Origin of the sequence: Streptomyces sp. yr375 (genome assembly GCF_900110755.1) — a bacterium.
Taxonomy (GTDB): Bacteria; Actinomycetota; Actinomycetes; order Streptomycetales; family Streptomycetaceae; genus Streptomyces.
Genome location: NZ_FOFF01000016.1, coordinates 24591 through 50105, shown reverse-complemented (window position 1 = coordinate 50105; position 25515 = coordinate 24591). Strand labels below are relative to the sequence as shown.

Below are 25515 nucleotides of genomic sequence, written 5' to 3'. Positions count from 1 at the left end.
TCGCGCGGTGAAGAAGACCTCGACGCGCTTGGCCGACGGTCGTGAGCTGATCTACTACGACCAGCGGGACGACGCGGTGCGCGACGCGGTGGACAAGCGTCCGCTGGAGCCCACGGTCACCACTTCGGAGGTACGCCGGGACCCGCTGCTCGGCGATTCCATCGCCGTGGCCTCGCACCGGCAGGGGCGTACGTACCACCCGCCGGCCGACGAGTGCCCGCTCTGCCCCTCGCAGGGCGACCGGCTCAGCGAGATCCCGGACTCGTCGTACGACGTCGCCGTCTTCGAGAACCGTTTCCCCTCCCTGGCCGGCGACTCCGGGCGCTGCGAGGTGGTCTGCTTCACCTCCGACCACCAGGCGTCCTTCGCCGACCTCACCGAGGAGCAGGCGCGGCTCGTCCTCGACGCGTGGACGGACCGGACGTCCGAGCTGTCGCATCTGCCCTCCGTGGAACAGGTGTTCTGCTTCGAGAACCGCGGCGCCGAGATCGGGGTGACCCTGGGTCACCCGCACGGGCAGATCTACGCCTACCCGTTCACCACGCCCCGCACCGCCCTGATGCTGCGTTCGGTCGCCGCGCACAAGGAGGCCACCGGCGGCGAGAACCTCTTCGACGCCGTCCTCGCGCGTGAACTCGCCGGCGAGCGCGTCGTCCTGGAGGGTGAACACTGGGTCGCGTTCGTGCCGTACGCCGCGCACTGGCCGTACGAGGTGCACCTCTACCCGAAGAAGCGGGTCCCCGACCTGCTCGGGCTCGACGAGGCCGCGCGCACAGAGTTCCCCAAGGTCTATCTGGAACTCTTGAGGCGCTTCGACCGGATCTTCGGGGAGGGTGAGCCCGCCACGCCGTACATCGCGGCCTGGCACCAGGCGCCGTTCGGCGCGCTGGAGGAGTTCGAGGGCGTCAACCGCGACGACTTCGGTCTCCACCTCGAGCTTTTCACCATCCGCCGCACTTCCGGCAAGCTGAAGTTCCTCGCGGGCTCCGAATCGGGCATGAACGTCTTCATCAACGACGTGCCGCCGGAGTCCGCGGCCCGGCGACTGCGAGAGGTAGCGAGTTCATGAGCGGGAAGTACCTGGTGACCGGCGGGGCCGGTTATGTGGGCAGTGTCGTCGCCCAGCACCTGCTGGAGGCCGGCCACGAGGTCGTCGTCCTCGACAACCTCTCCACCGGCTTCCGCGAGGGCGTCCCGGCGGGTGCCGCCTTCATCGAGGCCGACATCCGCGACGCCGGCAAGCACCTCGACGACTCCTTCGACGCCGTCCTGCACTTCGCCGCGTTCTCGCAGGTCGGCGAGTCCGTCGTCAAGCCCGAGAAGTACTGGGACAACAACGTCGGCGGCACCATGGCCCTGCTCGCCGCGATGCGCGAGGCGGGCGTGCGCAAGCTCGTCTTCTCCTCCACGGCCGCCACCTACGGCGAGCCCGAGCAGGTCCCGATCCCCGAGAGCGCCCCGACCCGGCCCACCAACCCCTACGGCGCGTCGAAGCTCGCGGTCGACCACATGATCACCGGCGAGGCGGCGGCGCACGGGCTCGGCGCCGTGTCCCTGCGGTACTTCAACGTCGCGGGCGCGTACGGCGCGCAGGGCGAGCGGCACGACCCCGAGTCGCACCTCATCCCGCTCGTCCTCCAGGTCGCGCAGGGCCGCCGCGAGGCCATCTCCGTCTTCGGCGACGACTACCCGACCCCGGACGGCACCTGCATCCGCGACTACATCCACGTCGCCGACCTCGCCGAGGCCCACCTGCTGGCCGTCGCCGCCGCCGAGCCCGGCGAGCACCTCATCTGCAACCTCGGCAACGGCAACGGCTTCTCCGTCCGCGAGGTCGTCGAGACCGCCCGCACGGTCACCGGGCACCCGATCCCCGAGGTCATGGCCCCGCGCCGGGCCGGCGACCCGGCCGCCCTGGTCGCGTCGGCGGACACCGCCCGCGAGCGCCTCGGCTGGAACCCGTCCCGCGCGGACCTCGCGGGTATCGTCGCGGACGCATGGAAGTTCGCGCAGCACATCGCAAGCAGTGCAGCAGTAAGGGAGCAGTAGGTGGGGGCACAGCAGCAGGCCGTCCGGGACGCGTTCTTCACGCTCTACGGGGCGCAGCCCGACGGCGTCTGGGCGGCCCCCGGCCGCGTCAACCTCATCGGTGAGCACACCGACTACAACGACGGCTTCGTGATGCCCTTCGCGCTGCCGCACATCGCCGTCGCGGCGGTCTCCCGCCGGACCGACGGCGTCCTGCGGCTGCACTCGGCCGACCTCGACAGCGGCGTCGCCGAACTCCGCCTGGACGACCTCGCGCCCGGCTCCGACCGCGCCTGGACGGCGTACCCGGCCGGTGTCGTGTGGGCGCTGCGCGAGGCCGGGCACCCGGTCACCGGCGCCGACGTCCACCTGTCCTCCACGGTCCCGTCGGGCGCGGGCCTGTCGTCGTCGGCGGCCCTGGAGGTCGTCGTCGCCCTCGCGCTCAACGACCTCTACGACCTCGGCCTGGCCCGCTGGCAGCTCGCCCGCCTGTGCCAGCGCGCGGAGAACGTCTACGTCGGCGCGCCCACCGGCATCATGGACCAGACGGCGTCCGCGTGCTGCGAGTCCGGCCACGCGCTGTTCCTCGACACCCGAGACCTCTCCCAGAAGCAGATCCCCCTCGACCTGGCCGCCGAGGGACTGCGCCTGCTGGTCGTCGACACACAGGTCACGCACGCGCACAGCAGCGGCGAGTACGGCAAGCGGCGGGCCGGCTGCGAGAAGGGCGCCGCGCTGCTCGGCGTCGACGCCCTACGGGACATCCCCTACGCCGACCTGGACGCGGCGCTGGAGCGGCTCGGCGACGACGAGGAGGTGCGGCGGCTGGTGCGGCACGTGGTGACGGAGGATCAGCGGGTCGAGCAGGTCGTCTCGCTGCTGGAGTCCGGCGGCGACAGCCGTGCCGTCGGGCCGGTCCTGACGGCCGGTCACGCCTCCCTGCGGGACGACTTCCGGGTCTCCTGCCCCGAACTGGACCTCGTCGTCGACACGGCCCTCGCCGGGGGCGCGCTCGGGGCGCGGATGACCGGCGGCGGGTTCGGCGGCTCGGCGATCGTGCTCGCCGAGGCGACCGATGTCGAGACGTTGACCAAGGCCGTCGAAGAGGCGTTCTCTGCGGCCGGGTTCAAGGCACCCCGGGTCTTCGAGGCGGTGCCTGCGGCGGGAGCCCGCCGTCTGGGCTGAGGCCTGTTCTGGGGGCTGCCGCCCCCAGACCCCCGCTGTCGGCCCTTAAGGGGCCTCGTCCTCAAACGCCGGACGGGCTGGATTGTGCGGGCCGGCGTCGAGATCGCGCCCCCTACGGGTGGGTGGGGGTTAGGGACGGCATCTGTCGCGTCCTCAAACGCCGGACATGCTGGAATTGTGGGCCGGCGTCGAGAAGACATCCGTCTCGTCCTCAGGCATCCCCGGAGGCCAGCCGTTTTGTCAGGGTGTACTCCGTGATGCCCGGGGGGTAGTCCTCGATCGTGCAGATCACCTCGTAGCCGTGGCGGCGGTAGAAGTCCGGGGCCTGGAAGTCCCAGGTTTCCAGGCGGGCGCGGGTGCAGCCGCGTTCCTCGGTGGCGGTGTGTTCCGCCTGGGCGAGGAGGCGGCTGCCCAGGCCCGTGCCGCGGTGCGGGGTGTCGACCCAGAGGTGGGTGACGTGCAGCCAGGTCGTCCAGGTGTGGCCGACCAGGCCGCCGGCCAGGGCGCCGTCGGGGCCGGTCGCCCAGACGTGCAGCGGGGACTCCCGTCCGGCGGGTGTGCCGCGCAGGGCGCGCAGGGTCGGCGAGGCCTCGGTGTTGGTGTCGAGGAGCCGGGAACGGAGAAGATCGCGCCGGGTCCTGTCGACTTCTGTCTCAAGACGAAACATGCGGCACACCATAGACGCCCTGGCCAACCAGTTCTGCGTTTTCCCTTCCGCTGTCAGCCCGCGGCCCTACCCTGTGAACAGCGCCGGTGGGGGCCGGCGCCGATCAGGGGGCGAGACAGTCGGATACGGTGCCCGCGGTGGGGTGGCAGTCTCTGTACGGCGGCGGCCGTGCGGTCATGACACCCCTCCGGGCGTCGTGTCCGCGCCGGTCCCCGGAGGGGGTTTCGTGGTTCGCATCCGAGTTCTCGTCGTCGACGACCACCGTATTTTCGCCGAGTCGCTCGCCGCGGCGCTGGCGGCCGAGCCCGACGTCGACGTGTCCGCGGCCGGCAGCGGCCCGGCGGCCCTGCGCAGCCTGGAGCGCGCGGCCGCCGAAGGGCGCCGGTACGACGTACTGCTCGTCGACGCCGATCTGGGCGCCGCCCTGCCGGGCATACGGCCCGCCATACCCGTGCAGGAAGTGGGGGAGGACGGGCTCGTCGACGGCATCTCGCTGGTCGCGGGCGTGCGCGGCGGGCAGCCGCACATCCGGATCGTCGTCCTCGCCGAGAAGGACGACCCGCGGCGCGCCGCCCTCGCGCTGCAGGCCGGGGCGTCCGGCTGGGTCGCGAAGGACTGCTCGCTGTCGCGGCTGCTGACCGTCATCCGCGGTGTGCTGCGCGAGGAGACCCATCTGCCGCCCGCCCTGCTCACCGGCGTCCTGCGGGAGCTGACGGCCGCCCGCAAGCACCGCACCGAGAGCGAACGGCTCGTCGAGTCCCTCACCCCGAGGGAGCGGGAAGTCCTGCGCTGCATGGTCGCGGGGCTCGGCCGCAAGGCCGTCGCCGACCGGCTGTTCCTCTCCCCGCACACCGTCCGCACCCACATGCAGAACGTCCTCGGCAAACTGGGCGTCCACTCCACCCTCGCCGCCGTCGCCCTCGCGCGCCGGGCCGGCGTCGGACCGGTCGACCTAGCCGGGGATGTTGTCGAACGGGGCGGTCAACTGGCGTAGCAGGGCCGCCAGATCACCCCGCTGCACGTGTGACAGCTCGGCCAGGATCGCCCGCTCCTGGTCGAGCAGCCCGGCCAGCGCCTGATCGGCGCGGTCCTTGCCGTCGTCCGTGAGGCGGACCAGCACACCGCGCCGGTCACTCGGGTCCGGCAGCCGCTCCACCAGGCCCTTCTTCGTGAGCCGGTCGATACGGTTCGTCATCGTGCCCGACGTCACCAGCGTCTGCGTCAGCAACTGCCCCGGCGAGAGCTGGTAGGGGGCGCCCGCGCGCCGCAGCGCCGTCAGGACGTCGAACTCCCAGGGCTCCAACTGGTGCTCGGAGAACGCCAGTCGGCGGGCGCGGTCGAGATGCCGGGCCAGTCTGCTCACCCGGCTGAGTACTTCCAGCGGCTCCACGTCGAGGTCCGGGCGCTCCCGGCGCCACGCTGCGACCAGCCGATCGACCTCGTCCTCCATGACGATCAGTGTAGTGGTTGTGTCGACATGAAGTCTCTTGATGTCGAGTATCTTGACATCGAGAGATGTGGGGAGGGAGGGTTGGGGACCATGACGACGACCAACCCCTCGTGGGACCCCGCCCAGTACCTGCGGCACGCCGGGCACCGCGCCCGCCCCTTCACCGACCTCCTCGCCCGCGTCCCCGACCTGCCCGGCGACCCGCCCCGCATCGGCGACCTCGGCTGCGGCCCCGGCACCCTCACCGCCCACCTCGCCGACCGCTGGCCCACCGCCCGCGTCACCGGCTACGACAACTCACCGCGGATGCTCGCCGACGCGGCGGCGCACGCCGGCGCGCGCCTCGACTTCGCCCACGCCGACCTCACCACCTGGGCGCCCACCGAGACGTACGACCTGCTCGTGTCGAACGCCGCCCTGCACTGGGTCCCCGGCCACCTCGAAGCCCTCCCCGGCTGGCTGGACGGCCTCGCCCCCGGCGGCGCCCTCGCCTTCCAGGTCCCCGACAACCTCGACGCGCCGCTGCACGCGCTGATGCGCGAACTCGGCGACACGCTCCGCTGGAAGAGCCGCGTCGCCGAGGCGCTGCGCTCCGTGGACTCCGTTCACACCCCCGCCGTCTACCTCGACCGGCTCGCCCGCCTCGGCTGCGCGGCCGACGTCTGGACGACCACGTACCTCCACGTCCTCCAGGGCGAGGACCCCGTCCTCGACTGGGCCAAGGGCACCGGCCTGCGCCCCGCTCTCGACGCCCTCGCCGACGACCCCGAGGCCCGCGATGCCTTCGTCACCGAATACCGCGACCTGCTCCGCAGGGCCTACCCGCCCACCCCCTACGGCACGGTCCTCCCGTTCCGCCGCCTGTTCACGGTGGCGACGAAGGGCGTTTGAGCGGTCCGCTCAGGGATACCTGGGAGGCTCGCAGCCGATGTGACGGGAGTGACCCACGATGGCGAAGGACGAGAAGGCCAAGGCCAAGAAGGAACAGGCCAAGGGCAAGGCCAAGGAGATGCTCGGCAAGGCCGTCGGCAACGAGAGCATGGAGGCCGAGGGCCGCGCCGGCCAGGCGAAGGGCGACGCCCGCCAGGCGAAGGAGAAGGCCAAGGACACCTTCAAGCACTGACGGGCGCGGTCGACCGGACGGCGTGCCGGGGCCGGACCCTACGGTGTCCGGCCCGGGTGGGTGACGAGGATGTGGATCACCTCGTCGTCGATCAGGTAGAGGACGCGGTAACCACCGACGCGCAGGCGGCGGATGTTCACCCCATAGGTGAAGGAGTGAAGGGGGCGCGGCGACTCGGCGAGTGCGTCGACGGCTTCGTACACGGCGGCGAGGCCGGTCGGGTCGTCCTTGAGGAACCGTACGGCCGCGTCCGTCGCGGCCGGTTCCCAGACGATGCGATACGTCACGGACGCAGCCCCAGCATGCGTCCGACTTCCTCGTGGGGGATGCCCGCTTCCAGCGTGCCTTCCGCCTTGCGCCGCAGGTAGTCCGCGAGAGCCAGCGAGTCTTCGAGATCCTCTATCACCTGCGGCGAGACGAGCAGCGCGGCCACGTGCCCGTGGTCGGTGAGGGCGATGGTCTCGCGGCTGTGGGCGGCGCGCCGGACCAGGTCGCCGAGCTGGGCACGGGCTGCGCTGATCGTGATCTCAGTCATGAGTCGATGGTGGCACAAGGTTAATCTTGTGCGTGATTGCTTAACTCTTTTATGCGGCGTGAAGAACGTGTGTGCGGGTCACGCCTTGCGGTGGCCTATCAGGCGGGGTCTGGCCTCCAGACCGTCCAGGCCGTGCCAGGCCAGGTTGACCAGGTGGGCCGCCACCTCCGCCTTCTTCGGGCGACGGACGTCCAGCCACCACTGGCCGGTCAGGGCGACCATGCCGACCAAAGCCTGGGCGTACAGCGGGGCCAGTTTCGGGTCGAAGCCGCGGCTCTTGAACTCGCGGCCGAGGATGTCCTCCACCTGCGTCGCGATGTCCGAGATCAGCGAGGCGAAGGAACCCGTCGACTGGGGGATCGGGGAGTCGCGGACCAGGATGCGGAAACCGTCCGTGTACTCCTCGATGTAGTCGAGGAGCGCGAAAGCCGCCTGCTCGCACAGTTCCCGGGGGTGGCCCGCCGTGAGCGACGACGTCACCATGTCCAGGAGGCGGCGCATCTCGCGGTCCACGACCACCGCGTACAAACCCTCCTTGCCGCCGAAGTGCTCGTACACCACCGGCTTGGACACCCCGGCCTTCGCCGCGATCTCCTCCACCGACGTGCCCTCGAAGCCTTTCGCCGCGAACAGGGTGCGACCGATCTCCAGCAACTGCTGCCGACGCTCCGCCCCCGTCATACGGGTGCGACGCGCACGCCGCGGCTTCGCGTCACCGCTGGGACTGGAGGTACTGCTGGAGTCGGTCGCCACGCCGTCAATCATGCCGCCTCGGCGGTCGCCTTCCCCCGCCGGGAGCCGCCCTCACCCGTGTTCCGGCGCGAATCGATACGCGAGCGTGACGGCCAGCGCACGTCGTACGCCCATCCGAGCATCTCGAACCACCGGATGAAGCGCGCCGAGGAGTCCACCTGCCCGCGCTCCACCCCGTGCCGCGCCGACGTCGGGTCGGCGTGGTGCAGGTTGTGCCAGGACTCGCCGCACGACAGGACCGCCAGCCACCACACGTTGCCCGACCGGTCCCGCGACTTGAACGGCCGCTTGCCCACCGCGTGACAGATCGAGTTGATCGACCACGTGACGTGGTGCAGCAGCGCCACCCGCACCAGCGAGCCCCAGAAGAACGCCGTGAACGCGCCCCACCACGACATCGTCACCAGCCCGCCCACCAGCGGCGGCAGCGCCAGCGACAGCATCGTCCAGAAGATGAACTGCCGCGAGATCGCCCGGATCGCCGGGTCCCTGATCAGATCCGGCGCGTACTTGTCCTGCGGCGTCTGCTCCTCGTCGAACATCCAGGCGATGTGCGCCCACCACAAGCCCTTCATCAGCGCCGGCACCGTCTCCCCGAACCGCCACGGCGAATGCGGGTCGCCCTCCGCGTCCGAGAACTTGTGATGCTTGCGGTGATCCGCCACCCAGCGCACCAGCGGCCCCTCCACCGCCATCGACCCCATGACCGCCAGCGCGATCCGCAGCGGCCGCTTCGCCTTGAACGAACCGTGCGTGAAGTACCGGTGGAAGCCGATCGTGATGCCGTGGCACCCGAGGAAGTACATGAAGACCAGCAGGCCGATGTCCAGCCAGCTCACCCCCCAGCCCCAGGCCAGCGGCACCGCCGCCAGCACCGCCAGGAACGGGACGACGATGAAGATCAGCAGCGTGATCTGCTCGATCGAACGCTTCTGCTCGCCACCCAGGGTGGCCAGCGGCGCAGGGCTGTCGTCGGGCGCCTGCGAAGGGTCTTCGATCACGTTGGAGCCTGTGGTCATGCGCGTCCCCTGGGGGGTCTGGGATTGAGGGAGATGCCGTACCGCGGGAACCGTGCCGAAATTCCTACGGTTCCGTAACCTACGGCATCGTAAGTATGGCAGTGCCCGGCCGGGCGGCAAGAGCCCGCCCATCTGCGCGTCCCCGTGGACACCTATCCTTGGAGGCGGTCGGACAGCGCGGTCCGTTCTGTTTTCTTCCCGGATGCCCGGTCCTCATGCGACGACGTCCACGCGATGTCCGCCGCGCCGGACGGCCTCCGGGTTCCCTCCCGGACGAGCTTCAACACTGCAAGGAGCCGCACCTGTGAGCAGTGCCGACGACCTTGGCCAGGCCGCCACGACGACCAGCGCCGAGCTGCGCGCCGACATCCGCCGACTGGGTGACCTGCTCGGCGAGACCCTCGTACGCCAGGAAGGCCCCGAGCTTCTCGACCTCGTCGAGAAGGTCCGCCGCCTGACCCGCGAGGACGGCGAAGCCGCCGCCGAACTGCTGCGCGGCATCGAACTGGAGACCGCCGCCAAACTGGTCCGCGCCTTCTCCACCTACTTCCACCTCGCCAACGTCACCGAACAGGTCCACCGGGGCCGCGAACTGCGCGAGCGCCGCGCCGCCGAGGGCGGCCTGCTGGCCCGCACCGCCGACCGGCTGAAGGACGCCGACCCCGAGCACGTCCAGCAGACGGTCCGCCACCTCAACGTCCGCCCGGTGTTCACGGCGCACCCCACCGAGGCCGCGCGCCGGTCGGTCCTCAACAAGCTCCGGCGCATCGCCGCGCTCCTGGAGACCCCGGTCATCGAGTCCGACCGCCGCCGCTACGACACCCGCCTCGCCGAGAACATCGACCTCGTCTGGCAGACCGACGAACTGCGCGTCGTACGCCCCGAGCCCGCCGACGAGGCCCGCAACGCCATCTACTACCTCGACGAGCTGCACGCGAACGCAGTCGGCGACGTCCTGGAGGACCTCACCGCCGAACTGGAGCGCGTCGGCGTGAGGCTCCCCGAGAACACGCGCCCCCTCACCTTCGGCACCTGGATCGGCGGCGACCGCGACGGCAACCCCAACGTCACCCCCCAGGTGACCTGGGACGTCCTCATCCTCCAGCACGAGCACGGCATCAACGACGCCCTGGAGATGATCGACGAACTGCGCGGCTTCCTCTCCAACTCCATCCGCTACACCGGCGCCACCGACGAACTCCTCACCTCCCTCCAGGGCGACCTGGAGCGACTGCCCGAGATCAGCCCCCGCTACAAGCGGCTCAACGCCGAGGAGCCCTACCGGCTCAAGGCCACCTGCATCCGGCAGAAGCTGGAGAACACCAAGCAGCGCCTCGCCAAGGGCACCCCGCACCAGCCCGGCCGCGACTACCTCGGCACCAGCGAGCTCCTCGCCGACCTCACCCTCATCCAGACCTCCCTGCGCGAGCACCGCGGCGGCCTCTTCGCCGACGGCCGCATGAACCGCACCCTGCGCACCCTCGCCGCCTTCGGCCTCCAGCTCGCCACCATGGACGTCCGCGAACACGCCGACGCCCACCACCACGCCCTCGGCCAGCTCTTCGACCGCCTCGGCGAGGAATCCTGGCGCTACACCGACATGCCCCGCGACTACCGTACGAAGCTCCTCGCCAAGGAGCTGCGCTCGCGCCGGCCGCTCGCGCCCACCCCGGCGCCCGTCGACGCGGCCGGCGAGAAGACGCTCGGCGTGTTCCTCACCGTCAAGCGGGCCCTCGAGGTCTTCGGACCCGAGGTCATCGAGTCGTACATCATCTCCATGTGCCAGGGCGCCGACGACGTCTTCGCCGCGGCCGTCCTCGCCCGCGAGGCCGGACTGATCGACCTGCACGCCGGCTGGGCGAAGATCGGCATCGTGCCCCTCCTGGAGACCACCGACGAGCTCAAGGCCGCCGACACCATCCTCGAGGACATGCTCTCCGACCCGTCCTACCGGCGGCTCGTCGCGCTGCGCGGCGACGTCCAGGAGGTCATGCTCGGCTACTCCGACTCGTCCAAGTTCGGCGGCATCACCACCAGCCAGTGGGAGATCCACCGCGCCCAGCGCCGACTGCGCGACGTCGCCCACCGCTACGGCGTCCGGCTGCGCCTCTTCCACGGCCGCGGCGGCACCGTCGGCCGCGGCGGCGGCCCCTCCCACGACGCCATCCTCGCCCAGCCCTGGGGCACCCTGGAGGGCGAGATCAAGGTCACCGAACAGGGCGAGGTCATCTCCGACAAGTACCTCATCCCGTCCCTGGCCAGGGAGAACCTGGAACTGACGGTCGCCGCCACCCTCCAGGCCTCCGCCCTGCACACCGCGCCCCGCCAGTCCGACGAGGCCCTCGCCCGCTGGGACGCCGCCATGGACGTCGTCTCGGACGCCGCCCACAACGCCTACCGCACCCTCGTCGAGGACCCCGACCTCCCGCCGTACTTCTTCGCCGCCACCCCCGTCGACCAGCTCGCCGACCTGCACCTCGGCTCGCGCCCCTCGCGCCGGCCCGACTCCGGCGCCGGACTCGACGGACTGCGCGCCATCCCATGGGTCTTCGGCTGGACGCAGTCCCGCCAGATCGTCCCCGGCTGGTACGGCGTCGGCTCGGGGCTGAAGGCACTGCGCGAGGCGGGCCTGCGGAAGGAGGGCGACACCGTCCTGGAGGAGATGCACGGCCAGTGGCACTTCTTCCAGAACTTCATCTCCAACGTGGAGATGACCCTCGCCAAGACCGACCTGCGGATCGCCCAGCACTACGTCGACACGCTCGTCCCCGACCACCTCAAGCACGTCTTCGACCGCATCAAGGCCGAACACGCCCTCACCGTCGCCGAAGTCCTCAAGATCACCGGTGAGCGGGAACTGCTCGACGCCACCCCCGTCCTCAAGCAGACCGTCACCATCCGCGACGCCTACCTGGACCCCATCTCCTACCTCCAGGTGACCCTGCTCAAGCGCCAGCGCGACGCGGCGGCCGCCGGCGCCGAACCCGACCCGCTGCTCGCCCGCGCCCTGCTCCTCACCGTCAACGGAGTCGCGGCGGGCCTGCGCAACACCGGCTGACCCACGCGGACACCATCTAGCGGACACCATGTAAGGGGCGGCCTCCTTGGAGGCCGCCCCTTACGTTTCACCGACCGGCCCCGGACCAGCCCGGGACCGTAAGAGCGTCGGACCGTCAGAGCGTCACGAACGCCGCCGTCAGCAGCGCCATCCCCGACCCCGCCAGCACCCACCCGAAGCGGATCCGCCCCAGCCCGCCCGCGACCACCACCGACGCCAGCAGCAGCGCCCCGCCCAGCGGAACCCACGCGAACAGGATCCCCGCCGGACCCGACCGCACCGCCTCGACGCCGCCGGGCTTGAGCACCACCGGGTACGTCCGCCCCGTGCGCACCGCCACCGACTTCTCGAGCACCACGCGCGCGCGTGCCGTCGACCCCGCCGACACCGGCGTGTACGGGCCGGCACAGGTGTCCTCGCCGCACCGCGTCACCGCGACCGTGCCCTGCTCCCGCCCCTTCGTCAGCATCACCTGGTACGCCGTCCCCCAGGACCCCCACACCCCCGCCACCAGGAGCAGCCCGGCGACCGCGCCCATGGCGGCGAGCCGCCCGAACCGCAGCGCGGCGGCGGAAGCCTTCTGACTCCTGCCGGCTCTGCGAGCCCTGTGGGCCTTACGGGCCTTGTGCGAGGAGCCCCTACGGCGATGGGACGGGGATGCTGCTGTGGCAGGCATGGCCGGGATCATTGGCCACGGCCCGGCGGCGCGTCAACCTCGGCGGGCGACAAGGGGGGCGATACATCGGGCGACAAGGCAGGCGATACGGCGGGAGTCGGTCACGAGTTGTACGTGGTCTGCGCCCGTTCCAGGCCCTCCAAAACCAGCGCCTCCACCGCGTCGGCCGCCCGGTCCACGAAGTAGTCCAGTTCCTTGCGCTCGGCCGACGAGAAGTCCTTCAGCACGAAGTCCGCCACCTGCATCCGCCCCGGCGGCCGCCCGATCCCGAACCGCACCCGGTGATACTCCGCGCTCATCGCCTTCGTCATCGACTTCAGCCCGTTGTGCCCGTTGTCGCCGCCGCCCAGCTTCAGCCGCAGCACGCCGTAGTCGATGTCCAGCTCGTCGTGGACGGCGAGGACGTTCGACAGCGGCACCTTGTAGAAGTCGCGCAGCGCGTTCACCGGGCCGCCCGACAGGTTCATGAACGACATCGGCTTCGTCAGCACCACCCGCCGGCTGCCCGTCCCCGGCGGACCGATCCGCCCCTCGACGACCTGCGCCTGCGCCTTGCCCGCCCGCTTGAACCTCCCCCCGATCCGCTCGGCCAGCAGATCGGCCACCATGAAACCGACGTTGTGCCGGTTCATGGCGTACTCCGGACCGGGATTGCCGAGCCCCACGATCAGCCAGGGCGCGTTCGCGTCGGTCGTCACGTCCATGTCTCCTTGATACGCGGATACGCGCCAGCCGCCGCCCCGAAACCGAAGGGGCAGCGGCTGACAGAACTACTGAAGCCCGAGGATCAGGCCTCGGAGCCCTCGCCCTCGGCGTCCGCCGGGGCCTCCTCCGCCTGCGCGGCCAGGACCTGAAGGACGACCGCGTCCTCGTCGATCGCCAGCGTGGTGCCCTCGGGCAGCGGGATGTCCTTGGCGAGGATGGCCGCGCCGGCCTCGAGGCCCGCGATGGAGACGGTGACCGACTCGGGGATGTGGGTCGCCTCGGTCTCGACGGTCAGCGTGCTCAGCACGTGCTCGAGCAGGTACGCGCCCGGGGCCAGGTCGCCCTCGGTGTGCACGAAGACCTCGACGTTGACCTTCTCGCCGCGCTTCACGGTGAGCAGGTCGACGTGCTCCAGGGCGCGCGAGACCTTGCCGCGCTGCACGGCCTTCGGGATCGCGAGCTGGGTCTTGCCCTCGATCTCCAGGCTGAGCAGGACGTTCGGGGTGCGCAGGGCGAGCTGGAGCTGGTGGCCCGGCAGCGTGATGTGCAGGGGCTCGACACCGTGCCCGTAGACCACCGCGGGGACCTGGCCGGCACGCCGGATACGCCGGGAGGCGCCCTTGCCGAACTCGTCGCGGGTCTCGCCGGCCAGCTTGATCTCAGCCATGTTCACTCCTCGTAGAACTGGGGAAAGGTGGTCACCCGGCCAAACCATCGGCCTGCTACGAAGAGCGCGTCGATAACGGACCGCCGCACCCATGGGTACGGCCTCCCTCGCCGAGCAACTGGGGCAGTCTACTCGGCGGGGAGGCCGCAGAAAAATCGATCAAGCAACACGGTCAAGCACGGCCGCTAGAAACGACCGTCGCTCACTGCTCGTCGAAGAGGCTCGTCACCGAGCCGTCCTCGAAGACCTCGCGCACCGCGTTCGCGATCGTCGGCGCGATCGACAGCACGGTGATCTTGTCCACCTCCAGCTCGCCCGGCGTGGGCAGCGTGTTGGTGAAGATGAACTCGCTCACCTTCGAGTTCTTCAGCCGGTCGGCCGCCGGACCCGACAGCACACCGTGCGTCGCCGTCACGATGACGTCCTCCGCGCCGTGCGCGAACAGGGCGTCCGCCGCCGCGCAGATCGTGCCACCGGTGTCGATCATGTCGTCGACCAGGACGCACACCCGGCCCTTGACCTCGCCCACGACCTCGTGGACGGTCACCTGGTTCGCCACGTCCTTGTCGCGCCGCTTGTGCACGATCGCCAGCGGCGCGCCCAGCCGGTCGCACCAGCGGTCGGCGACGCGCACCCGACCGGCGTCCGGCGAGACGACCGTCAGCTTCTCGCGATCCACCTTGCTGCCCACGTAGTCCGCGAGGAGCGGCAGGGCGAACAGATGATCCACGGGGCCGTCGAAGAAGCCCTGGATCTGGTCCGTGTGGAGATCCACGGTCAGGATCCGGTGCGCACCCGCCGTCTTCATCATGTCCGCGATCAGACGGGCCGAGATCGGCTCCCGCCCACGGTGCTTCTTGTCCTGACGCGCATAACCGTAGAAGGGCACGATGACCGTGATCGAACGCGCCGAAGCCCGCTTCAACGCATCGATCATGATCAACTGCTCCATGATCCACTTGTTGATCGGAGCGGTGTGGCTCTGGATCAGGAAGCAGTCCGCGCCGCGGGCCGACTCCTGGTAACGGACATAGATCTCGCCGTTGGCGAAATCGAAGGCCTTCGTCGGGACGACCCCGACCCCCAGTTGGTGGGCGACCTCCTCGGCAAGCTCGGGGTGGGCGCGGCCGGAGAAGAACATCATCTTCTTCTCGCCGGTCGTCTTGATCCCGGTCACAGCACTGTCTCCTCAGAGGTGTTCAGCCAGGGTGTCGAGAGACCGCGCCACTGGGCGTGACGGGGCCGTGTCCTGGCTGGTGGGGTGCGGGTGTGTGCTTATCACGGTACGCCGTGTCCGACGCGCCTGTTTCGGGTCAGCTTCCGCTTTCCTCCGGGCGGGACGCGGGCTCCGCGGCCTTCGCCGCCGCGCTGCCCGGCCGCTTACGCGCCACCCAACCCTCGATATTCCGCTGCTGACCACGGGCCACGGCCAGCGAACCGGGCGGCACGTCCTTCGTGATCACGGAGCCGGCGGCGGTGTACGCGCCGTCCCCGATGGTGACGGGAGCCACAAACATGTTGTCCGAACCGGTCCGGCAGTGCGACCCGACGGTGGTGTGATGCTTGTCCTGTCCGTCGTAGTTCACGAACACGCTCGCCGCGCCGATGTTGGTGTACTCGCCGATCGTCGCGTCGCCCACATAGGACAGGTGCGGGACCTTCGTACCCTCACCGATCGCGGCGTTCTTCGTCTCGACGTACGTGCCGATCTTGCCCTTCGCCCCGAGCCGGGTGCCGGGCCGCAGATACGCGTACGGCCCCACGGTCGCGTGGTCGCCGACCCGGGCGCCGTCGGCGACCGTGTTGTCGACCCGGGCCCCCGCGCCCACGACGGTGTCCTTCAGCCGGCTGTTGGGGCCGACCTCCGCACCCTCACCGAGATGCGTCGCGCCGTGCAACTGCGTACCCGGGTGCACGACGGCGTCCTGCTCGAACGTGACCGTGACGTCGACCCAGGTCGACGCCGGGTCGATCACCGTGACGCCCGACAGCATCGCGGCGGTCAGCAGCCGGTCGTTGAGGATCCGGCGCGCCTCGCTCAACTGCACCCGGTTGTTGATCCCGGCGATCTCACGGTGGTCGGCGGCGACCGACGCCCCGACCCGGTGACCGGCCTCACGCAGAATGCCGAGGACATCGGTGAGGTACTCCTCACCCTGGCTGTTGTCCGTGCGCACCCTCTTCAACGCGTCGGCCAGAAGCTGCCCGTCGAACGCGAACACCCCGGAGTTGATCTCCCGGATCGCCAGCACGGCCTCGGACGCGTCCTTGTGCTCCACGATCCCGGTGACCGCACCGGACACGTCGTCCCGCACGATCCGCCCGTACCCGGTCGCGTCCGGCACCTCGGCGGTCAGCACGGTCACGGCGTTGCCGTCCGCCTGATGGGTCGCGGCGAGCCCGGCCAGCGTCGCGCCGGTCAACAGCGGGGTGTCGCCGCAGACGACCACCACGGTCCCGTCGAGAACCCCGCCGAGCTGCTCCAGCCCCATCCGGACGGCGTGCCCCGTGCCGTTCTGCTCCTCCTGCACGGCGGTGCGTACGGCGGAGTCGACCGCGGCGAGATGCGCGGTGACCTTCTCGCGCGCGTGCCCGACGACGACGACCAGGTTCTCCGGGTCCAGTTCGCCGGCGGCGGCCAGCACATGGCCCACGAGGCTGCGGCCGCAGATCTCGTGGAGGACCTTCGGTATGGCCGACTTCATACGGGTGCCCTCACCCGCTGCGAGTACGACGACGGCTGCCGGGCGAATGGCGCTCACGGAGTTGCCCTTCGGCTGTGGAGAGGTGGGGACACCCGAAGGATACCGGGGCGTTTCATGGCGGACATGAGTGCGGGCCCTGACTGTGCAGTCAGGGCCCGGTCAGCAGCTCCGCCGGCTGGATTCGAACCAGCGTCTCAAGGCTCCAAAGGCCTGCGGGATGCCGCTACCCCACGGCGGATTGCTGCCTCAAACCTTACCGGAGGCGAAGAGGGCATGATCCCGCCCGGCGGATTCCACGATCCCGGACCACCATCCTTCGATGCGGCGGTACAGCTCGGCTCCCTGTAAAACGCCGATCACAAGACAACCCCGGTAGTTCTCGCCCACATTCTTGCGGACGGTCTTGGGGTTGTGTTTCTTGATGGTCGTCCTCTGGAACAGGGAGACGTTCACACCGACGAGGTCGGCCCAGTAGCGATTGGCACCCTCGACGTCAGCCGTCATGTGGATCATCACCCGGTAGCGGAGGCGCTCGCGGTCCACTCCGAGCAGGTCCAGCCAGGCCATGTAGACCCTGATCACCCCAGGGTCACTGTTGACGAACTGCACGCTCTCACGCCTGGCGTATGGCTTGTCCTTGCCGCCCTCGGCCCAGTAGAGGGCGACGCCCGCCATGAACAGGTCACGGTCGGACATCTTGCCGATCTGCTCTGCCGCCGCCGCTTTGGTTTGCTGCCGGGCCTCGTCCCGTACCGCCAGTTCGTGCTCCCATCGCTTTCGGCCGGCCAGCCTGGCCTGCTCCGCAGAGTCCCGTCGCTCCGGCTTCGGCAGATCCCGTACCCAAAGCGAGATCGAACTCTTCGAGCACCCCAGCTCCACCTGGATCTGGTCGTACGTCAAGCCCTGGAGCCGTAGCTCCCGTGCCTTGTCCCTGAGGTCGTCCTTCGCGTTCGGGCGCTTCGTCCAGTCCGGAGGCGGCTCGCCTTCCAGGAGTCGGTTGAGGATGTCGTTGTTGTCGACGTAGAGCCGGTCGCGGATCTGCCGTCGGCTGAGGCCCTCGCGCCGCAGCGCGACCGCCTGTCCCCGCAGTTTCTCGAAGTCCCCGTACTTGCCGAGTGCATGTGTCATACGCATACCGTCCGGCCGGAATGGCGGGTTCCGGCCTTGAACGGGTGTGGTTCACCAGTTCGAGTGATATCGGTGGGTTTCGATGGTGTTCGGTTGCGGCGCGTGGTGTGGGGTGGTGGGGGAAGGTCGCCGGAAAAGGCGGGGGGCGCGCCCGTAGGCTGGGGGCATGACCACGACGGGGGAAGAGGACGCGGCGGCCCGGGGAGGGCCGTTGTGGTGGACCAGGTGGCGCAGCGCGGCGTTCGACTGGAGTTTGGGGGTCGTGTCCGCGGTGGAGTGCGCGGTGGAGGGGATCCCGTTCGCGCGGGACGCGGGGATCCCGACCGTGGTGGGGGTCGTGTTCGGGCTGCTGGCCGGGTCGGTGTTGGTGGTGCGGCGGAAGTGGCCCATCGCCGTGGTGCTGGTGGCGATCGCCGTCACGCCGGCTCAGATGGGCTTCCTGATGGGCATCGTCGGGCTGTACACGCTCGCGGCGTCCGAACTGCCTCGGCGGATGATCGTCTCGCTCGCGGGGATGCAGCTCGTGGGCACGCTGATCGTGACGTTCGTGCGGGTGCGGCAGAGTATGGCGCGGGGGACGTTGACGCTGGGGGACTGGTTCGTTCCGTTCGCCGCGATCGCGACGTCGCTGGGGCTCACCGCGCCGCCGCTGTTGCTCGGGCTGTACATCGGGGCGTGGCGGCGGCTGATGGAGAGCCTGCGGGAGCGGGCGGACAGCCTGGAGCGGGAGTTGCAGTTGCTCGCGGAGCGGGCGGAGGAGCGGGCGGAGTGGGCGCGCGGTGAGGAGCGGACCCGGATCGCGCGGGAGATGCACGACGTCGTCGCGCATCGGGTGAGTCTGATGGTCGTGCATGCCGCCGCGTTGCAGGCGATCGCGCCGAAGGATCCCGAGAAGGCGGTGCGTAACGCGGCTCTGGTGGGGGACATGGGGCGGCAGGCGTTGACCGAGCTGCGGGAGATGCTGGGGGTGTTGCGCAGCGGCGGTCCGCGGGAGCGGTCGGCGTCGGTGCCGTTGGTGGCGGTGGCGGTGGCCGCGGTGGCGGTGGAGGGGGACGGGCCTTCGCTGGGGGAGCTGGAGGAGTTGGTGGGGCAGTCGGCGGCTGCGGGGATGGTGGTGGAGCTGTCGGTGGAGGGGGAGACGCGGTCGTACGCGCCGGAGATCGAGCAGACGGCGTACCGGGTGGTGCAGGAGGCGCTGACGAACGTCCACAAGCATGCGGCGGGTGCGAAGACGCGGGTGCGGTTGGCGCACCGGGTGGCGGAGATCGCGATGCAGGTGGAGAACGGTCCGCCGCCGGAGGTGGGGTCGGCGTCGGCGGCGGGGCTGCCGTCGGGGGGGAATGGCCTGGTGGGGATGAAGGAGCGGGTGGTGGCGTTGGGTGGGGTGTTCGTGTCGGGGCCGACGGAGGCGGGGGGCTACCGGGTGTCGGCGGTGATCCCGGCGGCGGCGTAGGCCGGTTCTCTCGTGTGTGCGTGTGTGCGTGTGTGCGTGGGGGCTCAGCCGGCGGTCAGGCGGACGGGTTCGATGCCGGCGGTGAGGGCGCCGAGGGCCTGGTCGATGTCGGGGCCGAGGTACCAGTCGCCGGTGTGGTCGAGGGTGTAGACGCGGCCGGCGGCGTCGATGGCGAGCAGTGCGTGGGTGTCGGTCTCGGCGCCGAGGGGGCTGACGTCGGTGTCGAGGGCGCGGCCGAGGTCGGCGAGGGTGCGGGCGAGGTGGAGGCCGTGCAGGGGGTCGAGGTGCAGGGTGGTGGGGGCGACCTGGCGGCCGGGGCCGGTGGGGGTGATGGTGAGTCCGCCGAATTCGGCCCAGGCCTCGACGGCGGCGGGGAAGACGGCGTGCCGGTGGCCGGCGGGTGAGGTGTGTTCGCGGAGGGTGTCGGCCCAGATCTCGGCCTGTTTGATGTCCCAGCGTCCGGGTTGCCAGCCGGCGGCGCGCAGGGCGGCGTCGACGGTCACGGGGAAGCGCGTGGTGGAGGTGCGGTCGGGGTGCATCTGCCCTTCGTTCGTCGAGCTGGTGGTGCGGGGCCCGGCGGGGGGCCGTGGTGCTTGAGAGAGCGGGGGGCGGAGGTCAGTCGTTTGTCGTCGGGTTGACGATGCGGACGCCGAAGTGGTCGCTGAGGGCGGTGCAGGCGCGGCAGGGGGTGGCGAAGCTGCCGTGCAGGGGGTCGCCGTCCTCGCGGATGCGGCGGGTGGTGAGTTTGGCTTGTTTGAGGGTTTTACGGGCCTCGCCGTTGGTCATCGGTCGGCGGGCGGCGCGTCTGCTGCGGGCGGCGTCGGCGGCGGCGATGTGACGGGAGATGAGCAGCGCCTCCGCGCAGCGGCCGGTGAAACGGTCGCGCTGGGCGCTGGTCAGGGTGTCCAGGAAGTCCTGGACGAGGGGGTGCAGGGGCGGTGGCTGGTCGCCGCGCGCGGCGGTGCCGGTGAGTGTGGTGGCGCCGCGGACGGAGAGGGCGGCGGCGACGGTCGGGAGTATGCCGTCGCGGCGGTGGCGGAGCGTGGGGGCGTGCGGGGTCTCGGTGGCGGACCAGCCGATCCGGGGGTCGCCGCCGGGACCCGCGTACGGACCGGCGGCGACCGTGCCGACGTACGGGCCGGTGTGCGGGTCGCCCGTGGTGGTGCCGTGGTGCGTGTTGTCGGACCTGCCGGTGTGTGGCCCCGTCTGTGTCGCGTTCATGTTGGTCATCCCCTCCCGAGCATCCCCCGGACGTCACAGGGTGCCAAATCCCGTGCCGGGTGCGGTAGCTGGGGCGGTGCGACACGCCCTGGATCGGCCGGGCCGTCACGGCGGGGTGACGGCTGGTCACGGAAGCGGAGCGCCGATGACCGCCGTCGTCGTACCGCATAGGCTGTCGGCACCGTGAGGCGCGCGGTTGACGCGCGTCCGAGATTGCTGGAGACAGTCGATACGGGCGTGGTGGGTCGGGACCGGAAGCGGAACCGGCCGCTGCGGGCCGTACAGAGTGCCGCAGGGGGCAACCGCCATGACGACAGGTCGGCTCGGGCAACAGGCCGCGCCGCCGAACGCCGCCTATGCCGGGCAGGTCGTGCATTTCCCGGATCCGGTCCGGGCGGCACGGCACCCGAGGGGCGTGCGGGTGGACGAGCGGGGCTACCCGGATTTCTCGCCGTACGCGCGGGCGGTCGCGGAGATCGCGGATCCGCCGGAGGGTTTCGGCGTGGACGAACTGCGGTTGACGGACTACGTGTCGGCGAACGCGGCGCTCGCGGCGTCGGGGCACGAGCTGTGGGACACGGTGCCCGCGGTGGCGACCCCGCACGGCTGGACGTGGCATCACGCGGTCGGTTCGCGGCGGCTGGAACTCGTTCCGGTCGAGGTGAAGGCGCTGCTGCGGCATCACGGCGGGGTGTCGACGGCGGTGGTCGACCAGTCGAAGCGGGGCACGCGGCCGTTGCAGGAGACGCGTCCGGCGCACTTCGGGCTGCCGAAGTCGGGCGTGGCGGTGACGGAGCAGCAGGTGCAGGGCGTCGAGGAGGACCTCGGGTACCGGCTGCCGGGCGCGTACCGGTCGTTCGTGAAGGCGGCGGGCGGCTGCGCGCCGGTGGGCACCGCGTTGGACGCGGAGTTGGGGCTGCTGGTGGACCAGCCGTTCTTCACCGTGCGTGACGAGGCCGCGGTCAACGACCTGGTGTATGTGAACAAGTGCTTGCGTGATCATCTGACGAAGGACTACCTGGGCGTCGGTTTCGTGCAGGGCGGGCTGCTGGCCGTGAAGGTGAAGGGCGAGCGGACCGGTTCGGTGTGGTTCTGCGCGTACGACGACGTGCGGGACGTGGATCCGGGGTGGTCGCCGGCCGAGCGCATGGAGCGGCTGCTGCTGCCGTGCGGCGCGGACTTCGACGTCTTCCTGTCGCGCCTTGCCGGTAATCCGCCGGAGTTGGAGACGGTGGCGAACCTGATGGTGGACGGCGGTTTCGCGCAGGCGGTTCCGGTGTCGTCCGTGTCGTCGTCCGTGGGTGTGGGGGAGTGAGCTGACCGATGGTGACGTTCGCGCAGGCGCAGGAGCGCGCCGAGGAGTGGATCAACGGCGATGTGCCGGCGTACCAGCACCGTGAGGTGCGGGTGCGGGAGTTCGAGCTCGGGTTCGTGGTGTGGGCGGAGGACCGCGCGGAGGGGCCCCGTTCGGACGGGGGCGCGCAGCGGCTGGTGATCGCCCGCGACAGCGGCGAGGCCACGTTGTGGCCCGGGGTGGCGGTGGGCGAGGTGATCCGCCGGTACGAGGAGGAGTACGGCCGTCCCGACGCCCCCGCCGACGCGGCGCCGGCGCCCGCGGCACGGGTGGACCTGAACCAGACGTCGTTCCTGCTGTCGCCGCCGGAGTGGTTGCAGGAGGCGGCGGACAAACTGGGGGTCACGGAGGGGCGGGGGGCTGGTCAGGGTCCCGGTCCGGGTTCGGGTCCGGGTTCCGCTCAGGGTTCGGGTCAGGGGTCAGGTCAGGGGTCGGGAGAGGGCGCTGAGAGTGCCTCGGCCGCCGGGGTGCCTGGGGGCGTGCCCGGGGGGCTCGATCCCTCGCTTCCGCAGACGCAGGCCGGGGTGCCCGTGGGTCCGGGGGCCGGTGCGGCTCCCGCGCCTCCCGTAGGGGCGACGCCGTGGGCGGGTACGGACACCAACGGCGATGCCGGTGACGACCGTTCCGTACCGCTGCCCGCGACCGTGTTCGCGCCGCCGCTGAGCGGTTCCGACGACGAGCCGCTGCCGCCGACGGCAGCGCCGGACGCCAAGACGGCGCTCATGTCGGGCGGCAGCCAACTCCCGCGTACGGCGGTCTCGCCCGCCCTCGACGATCCGGCTGCGCCGCAGTCCCCGCAGTCTCCGCCGCCGGGTGCGCCGTCGTACGGGTATCCGCAGGGTGCGGGTGCTCCGCCGGTGTCGGCTCAGGACGGTCCGGGTGCGCCTGGGCGGTCGCTCGCGCCCAACGCCAGTGACATCGCGGACGCCGCGACCAGCAAGGCCGCGCCGCCGCCGCGTCGTCCGCGTGGTGCGGGTGCGCCGCCGCCTCCGCCGGGCGCGCCGGGAACGCCGGGTGCGCGGCCGGGGAACACGCCTCCGCCGCCGCCTTCGGGACCGGGGGCACCGGGTACTCCGGCGGGCGGCTATGTGCCCACGCAGCTTGTGTCGGCCCTGGGGGGCGAGGGGTTGACGGGTCCGGCGGGGCCTGGGGGTCCGGCGGGGCCTGGGGCGGGGGGTGCGCCGCAGCCTCCCGGTCCGCCCGGTCCGCCGAATCCGCCTGGTCCGCCCGGGGGTACGCCTCCCGGTGGTGTTCACCAGGCCGCGACGATGCTGGCCGACCCCGGTCGGATGGGGCCGCCCGGTGCGGGGGGCGTGCCGCAGCCGCCGCAGGCTCCGGGTGCCCCGGGTGCTCCGGGTGCCCCGGGTGCCCCTGGCGCTCCGGGTATGCCGGGTGCGCCCGGCGTGCACGGCTCGTCGGGGGGCGCGCAGGGTGCCGTTCACCACGCGCAGACCATGCTGGCCGGGCCTCCGGCCGGTGGTCCCGGCGTGCCTCCGCCGACGCAGGCTCCCGGCGCTGCTCCCGGTTTCCCGGGCGCGCCCGGTGCGCCTGGCGCGCCCGGTATGGCTCCCGGTGCTCACCAGCCCCCGATGCCGCCGCCGTCGTACGGGTATCCGCAGCAGCAGGGGCTGCCCACGGTCGGACCTGGCTATCAGGCCGTGTTGCGTTATCGCGCGCAGGACGGTTCCGAGCAGCAGTTGATCCGGCGTTCCGCGCCGGGGACGCCGCACCCGGAGTGGCAGATCTTCCACGAGCTGCGGGCGATGAACGTGCCGCCGGACCAGGTGCTGGAGCTGCACACGGAGCTGGAGTCGTGCGAGCTGCCGGGCGCGTACTGCGCGCGGATGATCCGGGAGCAGTGGCCGCAGGCGCGGATCACGAGCATCGCGCCGTACGGCACGGACCACGCGAGCCGGCAGCAGGGCATGCAGCAACTCCTGGCCCACCAGGGCGAGTTGCACCAGGTCGCCGACGGGCCGGCCCGGCCGGCGCCGGTGCGGGCGCCGTTGCCGCCCGTGCAGCAGGCGCCGCCGGTGCCGCCGGAGGCGATCGGGCAGGAGCTGGCGGCGATGTTCGGGCCGTCGGTGTTCCGGTTCGAGCAGGCCGCGGTGTCCCGGCAGGGCGTGCCGCCGGTCGTCGCGCACACGCTGGTCGTGGCGGGGCTGCCGGCGGACATGGGGCCGTTCTTCTGGGCGCAGGCCCAGCCGGGCCGTCCGGTGCCGACGCTGGCGGAGCTGGCGGCCGAGCGGGGTGTGCGGCCGGCCCCGGACGCGGGCTCGTACCTCGTCATGGGCAGCGACTTCGGCAAGGCGATCTGCGTGCAGTACGGGACGGCGAACATCGTCGCCGTGCCCGTGGAGGCGGGGCCGGGCGGGGCGTCCGTACCGCCGCAGTTCGTGAACACCGGGCTGCCGGAGTTCGCGCGCTGCCTGGCGCTGCTGGGGCGGATGTGGCGGCTGCGGTTCGGGCTGAACCAGGAGCAGGCGGGGCGCTGGACCGTCGACTTCCAGGCGCAGTTGGCCTCGCTGGACCCGGCGGCGCTCGGTTCGCCGGAGAGCTGGTGGTCGGTGCTGCTGGAGCAGATGTGGGACGGGCTGCTGTGAGGCGTACGTCCCGCTGATCCGCGTGGAGCAGTAGAGCAGTAGAGCAGTAGAGCCGTAGAGCGGTAGAGCGGTAGAGCAGTGGAGCAGGGGCCGGACCCGGTCGGAGAGACCGGGTCCGGCCTTTTTGTGTGGGGGGACCATCCGTGATCGCCCGCGATTGCTGGCGATCACCAGCGATCGCTGTGCCGCGTAACCTGCCTGCGGAGTGTCGCGTTATGAACACTTACGCCCGATCCATCAAGATATGCGCGAAATCATCATGTCGTGTCCGTCGGGTGGCGAGGGGTTCCAGGATGAGCAGCGCATCGGTGTCGGCGCCGGGGTTCGTGACCGTTCGCAGGCGCGGTTACCGGCCCGGGCAGGTCGAGGCGTACACCGCCGCGCTCTGCGCCGACCGGGACGCCGCGTGGGAACGGGCCGCCCGGCTCACGGTGCTCGCCCGGCAGATGGCGGAGGAGGCCGACCGGTTGCGCGAGGTCGTGACCGGGCTCGTACCGCAGTCGTACGACTGTCTGGGGGAGCGTGCACGGCGCATTCTCCAGCTCGCGCTCGAAGAGGCGGCGGACGTCCGCGACAACGCGCGGCGTGCGGCGCGCGAGGAGGTCGCGGACGCCGAGACGCGCGCCCTCGGTGTGCGCCAGGAGGCGCAGGAGGCGGCGGACGCGCTCCGCGCGGAGGCCGAGGAACGCGCCCGGCAGCGGTTGCTCGCGGCGCGTGCCGAGGCCGACGAGGTCCGCATCGGCGCCCGGCGCGAGGTGAAGGAGTACCGCGGCGAGGCCCTGGGCTCGCTGCGCGAGGTGCGCCGACGCACGGCCGCCGTGCTCGCCGAGCAGGACCGGGAGCACACCGAGCAGTGGACGGCGGTGGAGGGCGAGGCGGCCGAGCGGGCCGCGGCGCTCGACGCGCTGCACGCCGGGTCGGTGAGCCGCGCGGAGGCGGCGCTGTCCGCGGCGAAGCAGGCGTTCGCCGATGCCGAGGAGTCGGCCCGGCGCGGCCAGGACGAGGCACACGCGCGTGCCGCCGAGATCCTCACCGAGGCGCGCGCCCAGGAGGAGCGCACCGCGCTGGAGACGGAACGGCTGCTGCGCGCGCACGGCGAGCGCTGGGACGACGTCCAGGCCCACATCGACCACGTCCGCGACAGCCTGGCCGCGCTGACGGGTCGCGCGCCCGCGGAGTAGACAC

25 protein-coding genes and 1 tRNA gene are annotated in these 25515 nt (G+C 71.4%); 11 read left to right on the top strand and 15 right to left on the bottom strand.

The window, feature by feature from the left end; translation table 11 throughout:
• The first annotated feature begins 7 nt into the window (after positions 1-7).
• Genes galT through galK form a run of 3 tightly spaced genes read left to right on the top strand, consistent with a single transcriptional unit; the run spans position 8 to position 3213 of the window.
• Positions 8-1069 carry a galactose-1-phosphate uridylyltransferase gene (gene galT / locus BMZ82_RS18075; RefSeq protein ID WP_093776967.1) on the top strand — a complete coding sequence of 354 codons (1062 nt, stop codon included), beginning with the start codon at positions 8-10 and terminating at the stop codon, positions 1067-1069.
• A complete protein-coding gene (gene galE, locus BMZ82_RS18070) occupies positions 1066-2049 on the top strand; it encodes a UDP-glucose 4-epimerase GalE (RefSeq protein WP_093776965.1) in 984 nt (327 codons plus the stop codon). The genes galT and galE overlap by 4 nt, the downstream gene beginning before the upstream one ends.
• Positions 2050-3213 carry a galactokinase gene (gene galK / locus BMZ82_RS18065; protein ID WP_093776963.1) on the top strand — a complete coding sequence of 388 codons (1164 nt, stop codon included), beginning with the start codon at positions 2050-2052 and terminating at the stop codon, positions 3211-3213.
• Between the two features lie 211 nt (positions 3214-3424).
• Here the strand turns inward: galK and BMZ82_RS18060 are convergent, their stop codons facing one another.
• A complete protein-coding gene (locus BMZ82_RS18060; protein ID WP_093776961.1) occupies positions 3425-3892 on the bottom strand; it encodes a GNAT family N-acetyltransferase in 468 nt (155 codons plus the stop codon).
• Between the two features lie 214 nt (positions 3893-4106).
• Here BMZ82_RS18060 and BMZ82_RS18055 point away from each other — a divergent pair, with 214 nt between their 5' ends.
• Positions 4107-4874 carry a LuxR C-terminal-related transcriptional regulator gene (locus tag BMZ82_RS18055; protein WP_093776959.1) on the top strand — a complete coding sequence of 256 codons (768 nt, stop codon included), beginning with the start codon at positions 4107-4109 and terminating at the stop codon, positions 4872-4874.
• Here the strand turns inward: BMZ82_RS18055 and BMZ82_RS18050 are convergent.
• Complete coding sequence (locus BMZ82_RS18050; RefSeq protein ID WP_093776957.1) at positions 4833-5330, bottom strand: MarR family winged helix-turn-helix transcriptional regulator; 498 nt, start codon at positions 5328-5330, stop codon at positions 4833-4835. The genes BMZ82_RS18055 and BMZ82_RS18050 overlap by 42 nt on opposite strands.
• 90 nt (positions 5331-5420) lie before the next feature.
• Between BMZ82_RS18050 and BMZ82_RS18045 the strand changes: the two genes are divergently transcribed.
• Positions 5421-6221 carry a trans-aconitate 2-methyltransferase gene (locus BMZ82_RS18045; protein ID WP_093776955.1) on the top strand — a complete coding sequence of 267 codons (801 nt, stop codon included), beginning with the start codon at positions 5421-5423 and terminating at the stop codon, positions 6219-6221.
• 58 nt (positions 6222-6279) lie between these two features.
• The gene (locus BMZ82_RS18040) at positions 6280-6453 is read left to right on the top strand and encodes a CsbD family protein (protein ID WP_093776953.1); all 174 of its coding nucleotides are present in this window, start codon (positions 6280-6282) and stop codon (positions 6451-6453) included.
• Between the two features lie 38 nt (positions 6454-6491).
• Here BMZ82_RS18040 and BMZ82_RS18035 read toward each other — a convergent pair whose 3' ends face one another.
• The 4 genes from BMZ82_RS18035 to BMZ82_RS18020 form a co-directional block, all read right to left on the bottom strand.
• On the bottom strand, positions 6492-6740 hold the full coding sequence (locus tag BMZ82_RS18035) for a type II toxin-antitoxin system RelE family toxin (RefSeq protein ID WP_093776952.1): 249 nt from the start codon (positions 6738-6740) through the stop codon (positions 6492-6494).
• Positions 6737-6988: a type II toxin-antitoxin system Phd/YefM family antitoxin gene (locus BMZ82_RS18030; RefSeq protein WP_093776950.1), complete on the bottom strand. Its 252-nt coding sequence runs from the start codon at positions 6986-6988 to the stop codon at positions 6737-6739. The genes BMZ82_RS18035 and BMZ82_RS18030 overlap by 4 nt, the downstream gene beginning before the upstream one ends.
• Before the next feature lie 78 nt (positions 6989-7066).
• A complete protein-coding gene (locus BMZ82_RS18025) occupies positions 7067-7753 on the bottom strand; it encodes a TetR/AcrR family transcriptional regulator (protein ID WP_093776948.1) in 687 nt (228 codons plus the stop codon).
• Positions 7750-8760, bottom strand: coding sequence for an acyl-CoA desaturase (locus BMZ82_RS18020; RefSeq protein WP_093776946.1), 1011 nt, complete (start codon positions 8758-8760; stop codon positions 7750-7752). The genes BMZ82_RS18025 and BMZ82_RS18020 overlap by 4 nt, the downstream gene beginning before the upstream one ends.
• 304 nt (positions 8761-9064) lie before the next feature.
• Between BMZ82_RS18020 and ppc the strand changes: the two genes are divergently transcribed.
• Positions 9065-11818, top strand: a complete 2754-nt coding sequence (gene ppc / locus BMZ82_RS18015) for a phosphoenolpyruvate carboxylase (RefSeq protein WP_093776944.1) — start codon at positions 9065-9067, stop codon at positions 11816-11818.
• 115 nt (positions 11819-11933) lie between these two features.
• Here the strand turns inward: ppc and BMZ82_RS18010 are convergent, their stop codons facing one another.
• From BMZ82_RS18010 to BMZ82_RS17980, 7 genes are all read right to left on the bottom strand, one after another.
• Positions 11934-12506, bottom strand: coding sequence for a hypothetical protein (locus BMZ82_RS18010; protein WP_177244537.1), 573 nt, complete (start codon positions 12504-12506; stop codon positions 11934-11936).
• An 89-nt stretch (positions 12507-12595) separates the two neighbouring features.
• Complete coding sequence (gene pth, locus BMZ82_RS18005; protein ID WP_093776942.1) at positions 12596-13198, bottom strand: aminoacyl-tRNA hydrolase; 603 nt, start codon at positions 13196-13198, stop codon at positions 12596-12598.
• A gap of 83 nt (positions 13199-13281) precedes the next feature.
• Complete coding sequence (locus tag BMZ82_RS18000; protein ID WP_093776940.1) at positions 13282-13866, bottom strand: 50S ribosomal protein L25/general stress protein Ctc; 585 nt, start codon at positions 13864-13866, stop codon at positions 13282-13284.
• Between the two features lie 202 nt (positions 13867-14068).
• A complete protein-coding gene (locus BMZ82_RS17995; RefSeq protein ID WP_062645252.1) occupies positions 14069-15043 on the bottom strand; it encodes a ribose-phosphate diphosphokinase in 975 nt (324 codons plus the stop codon).
• A gap of 136 nt (positions 15044-15179) precedes the next feature.
• Positions 15180-16628, bottom strand: coding sequence for a bifunctional UDP-N-acetylglucosamine diphosphorylase/glucosamine-1-phosphate N-acetyltransferase GlmU (glmU, locus tag BMZ82_RS17990; protein WP_093776938.1), 1449 nt, complete (start codon positions 16626-16628; stop codon positions 15180-15182).
• Positions 16629-16737: 109 nt separating this feature from the next.
• Positions 16738-16809, bottom strand: a tRNA-Gln gene (locus BMZ82_RS17985).
• Positions 16810-16817: 8 nt separating this feature from the next.
• Positions 16818-17699, bottom strand: a complete 882-nt coding sequence (locus tag BMZ82_RS17980; protein ID WP_093776936.1) for a hypothetical protein — start codon at positions 17697-17699, stop codon at positions 16818-16820.
• A gap of 166 nt (positions 17700-17865) precedes the next feature.
• On the opposite strand from BMZ82_RS17980, the gene BMZ82_RS17975 reads away from it, so the two are divergent.
• Positions 17866-19152 (top strand): sensor histidine kinase, encoded by a 1287-nt coding sequence (locus BMZ82_RS17975; protein WP_093776934.1) that lies wholly within the window; start codon positions 17866-17868, stop codon positions 19150-19152.
• A gap of 44 nt (positions 19153-19196) precedes the next feature.
• On the opposite strand, the gene BMZ82_RS17970 is transcribed toward BMZ82_RS17975, so the two are convergent.
• Together BMZ82_RS17970 and BMZ82_RS17965 are read right to left on the bottom strand one after the other, a co-directional pair.
• Positions 19197-19691 (bottom strand): SUKH-3 domain-containing protein, encoded by a 495-nt coding sequence (locus BMZ82_RS17970; RefSeq protein ID WP_093776932.1) that lies wholly within the window; start codon positions 19689-19691, stop codon positions 19197-19199.
• Positions 19692-19767: 76 nt separating this feature from the next.
• Entirely contained in the window at positions 19768-20373 is a 606-nt protein-coding gene (locus tag BMZ82_RS17965; protein ID WP_371271249.1) for a YwqJ-related putative deaminase, read from the bottom strand.
• Positions 20374-20680: 307 nt separating this feature from the next.
• Here BMZ82_RS17965 and BMZ82_RS17960 point away from each other — a divergent pair, with 307 nt between their 5' ends.
• The 3 genes from BMZ82_RS17960 (at position 20681) to BMZ82_RS17950 (ending at position 25511) form a co-directional block, all read left to right on the top strand.
• Positions 20681-21688, top strand: a complete 1008-nt coding sequence (locus BMZ82_RS17960; protein ID WP_093776930.1) for an SMI1/KNR4 family protein — start codon at positions 20681-20683, stop codon at positions 21686-21688.
• 8 nt (positions 21689-21696) lie between these two features.
• Positions 21697-24330, top strand: coding sequence for an SUKH-4 family immunity protein (locus BMZ82_RS17955; RefSeq protein ID WP_093776928.1), 2634 nt, complete (start codon positions 21697-21699; stop codon positions 24328-24330).
• 293 nt (positions 24331-24623) lie between these two features.
• Positions 24624-25511, top strand: coding sequence for a cellulose-binding protein (locus tag BMZ82_RS17950; RefSeq protein ID WP_093776926.1), 888 nt, complete (start codon positions 24624-24626; stop codon positions 25509-25511).
• Positions 25512-25515 lie beyond the last annotated feature (4 nt).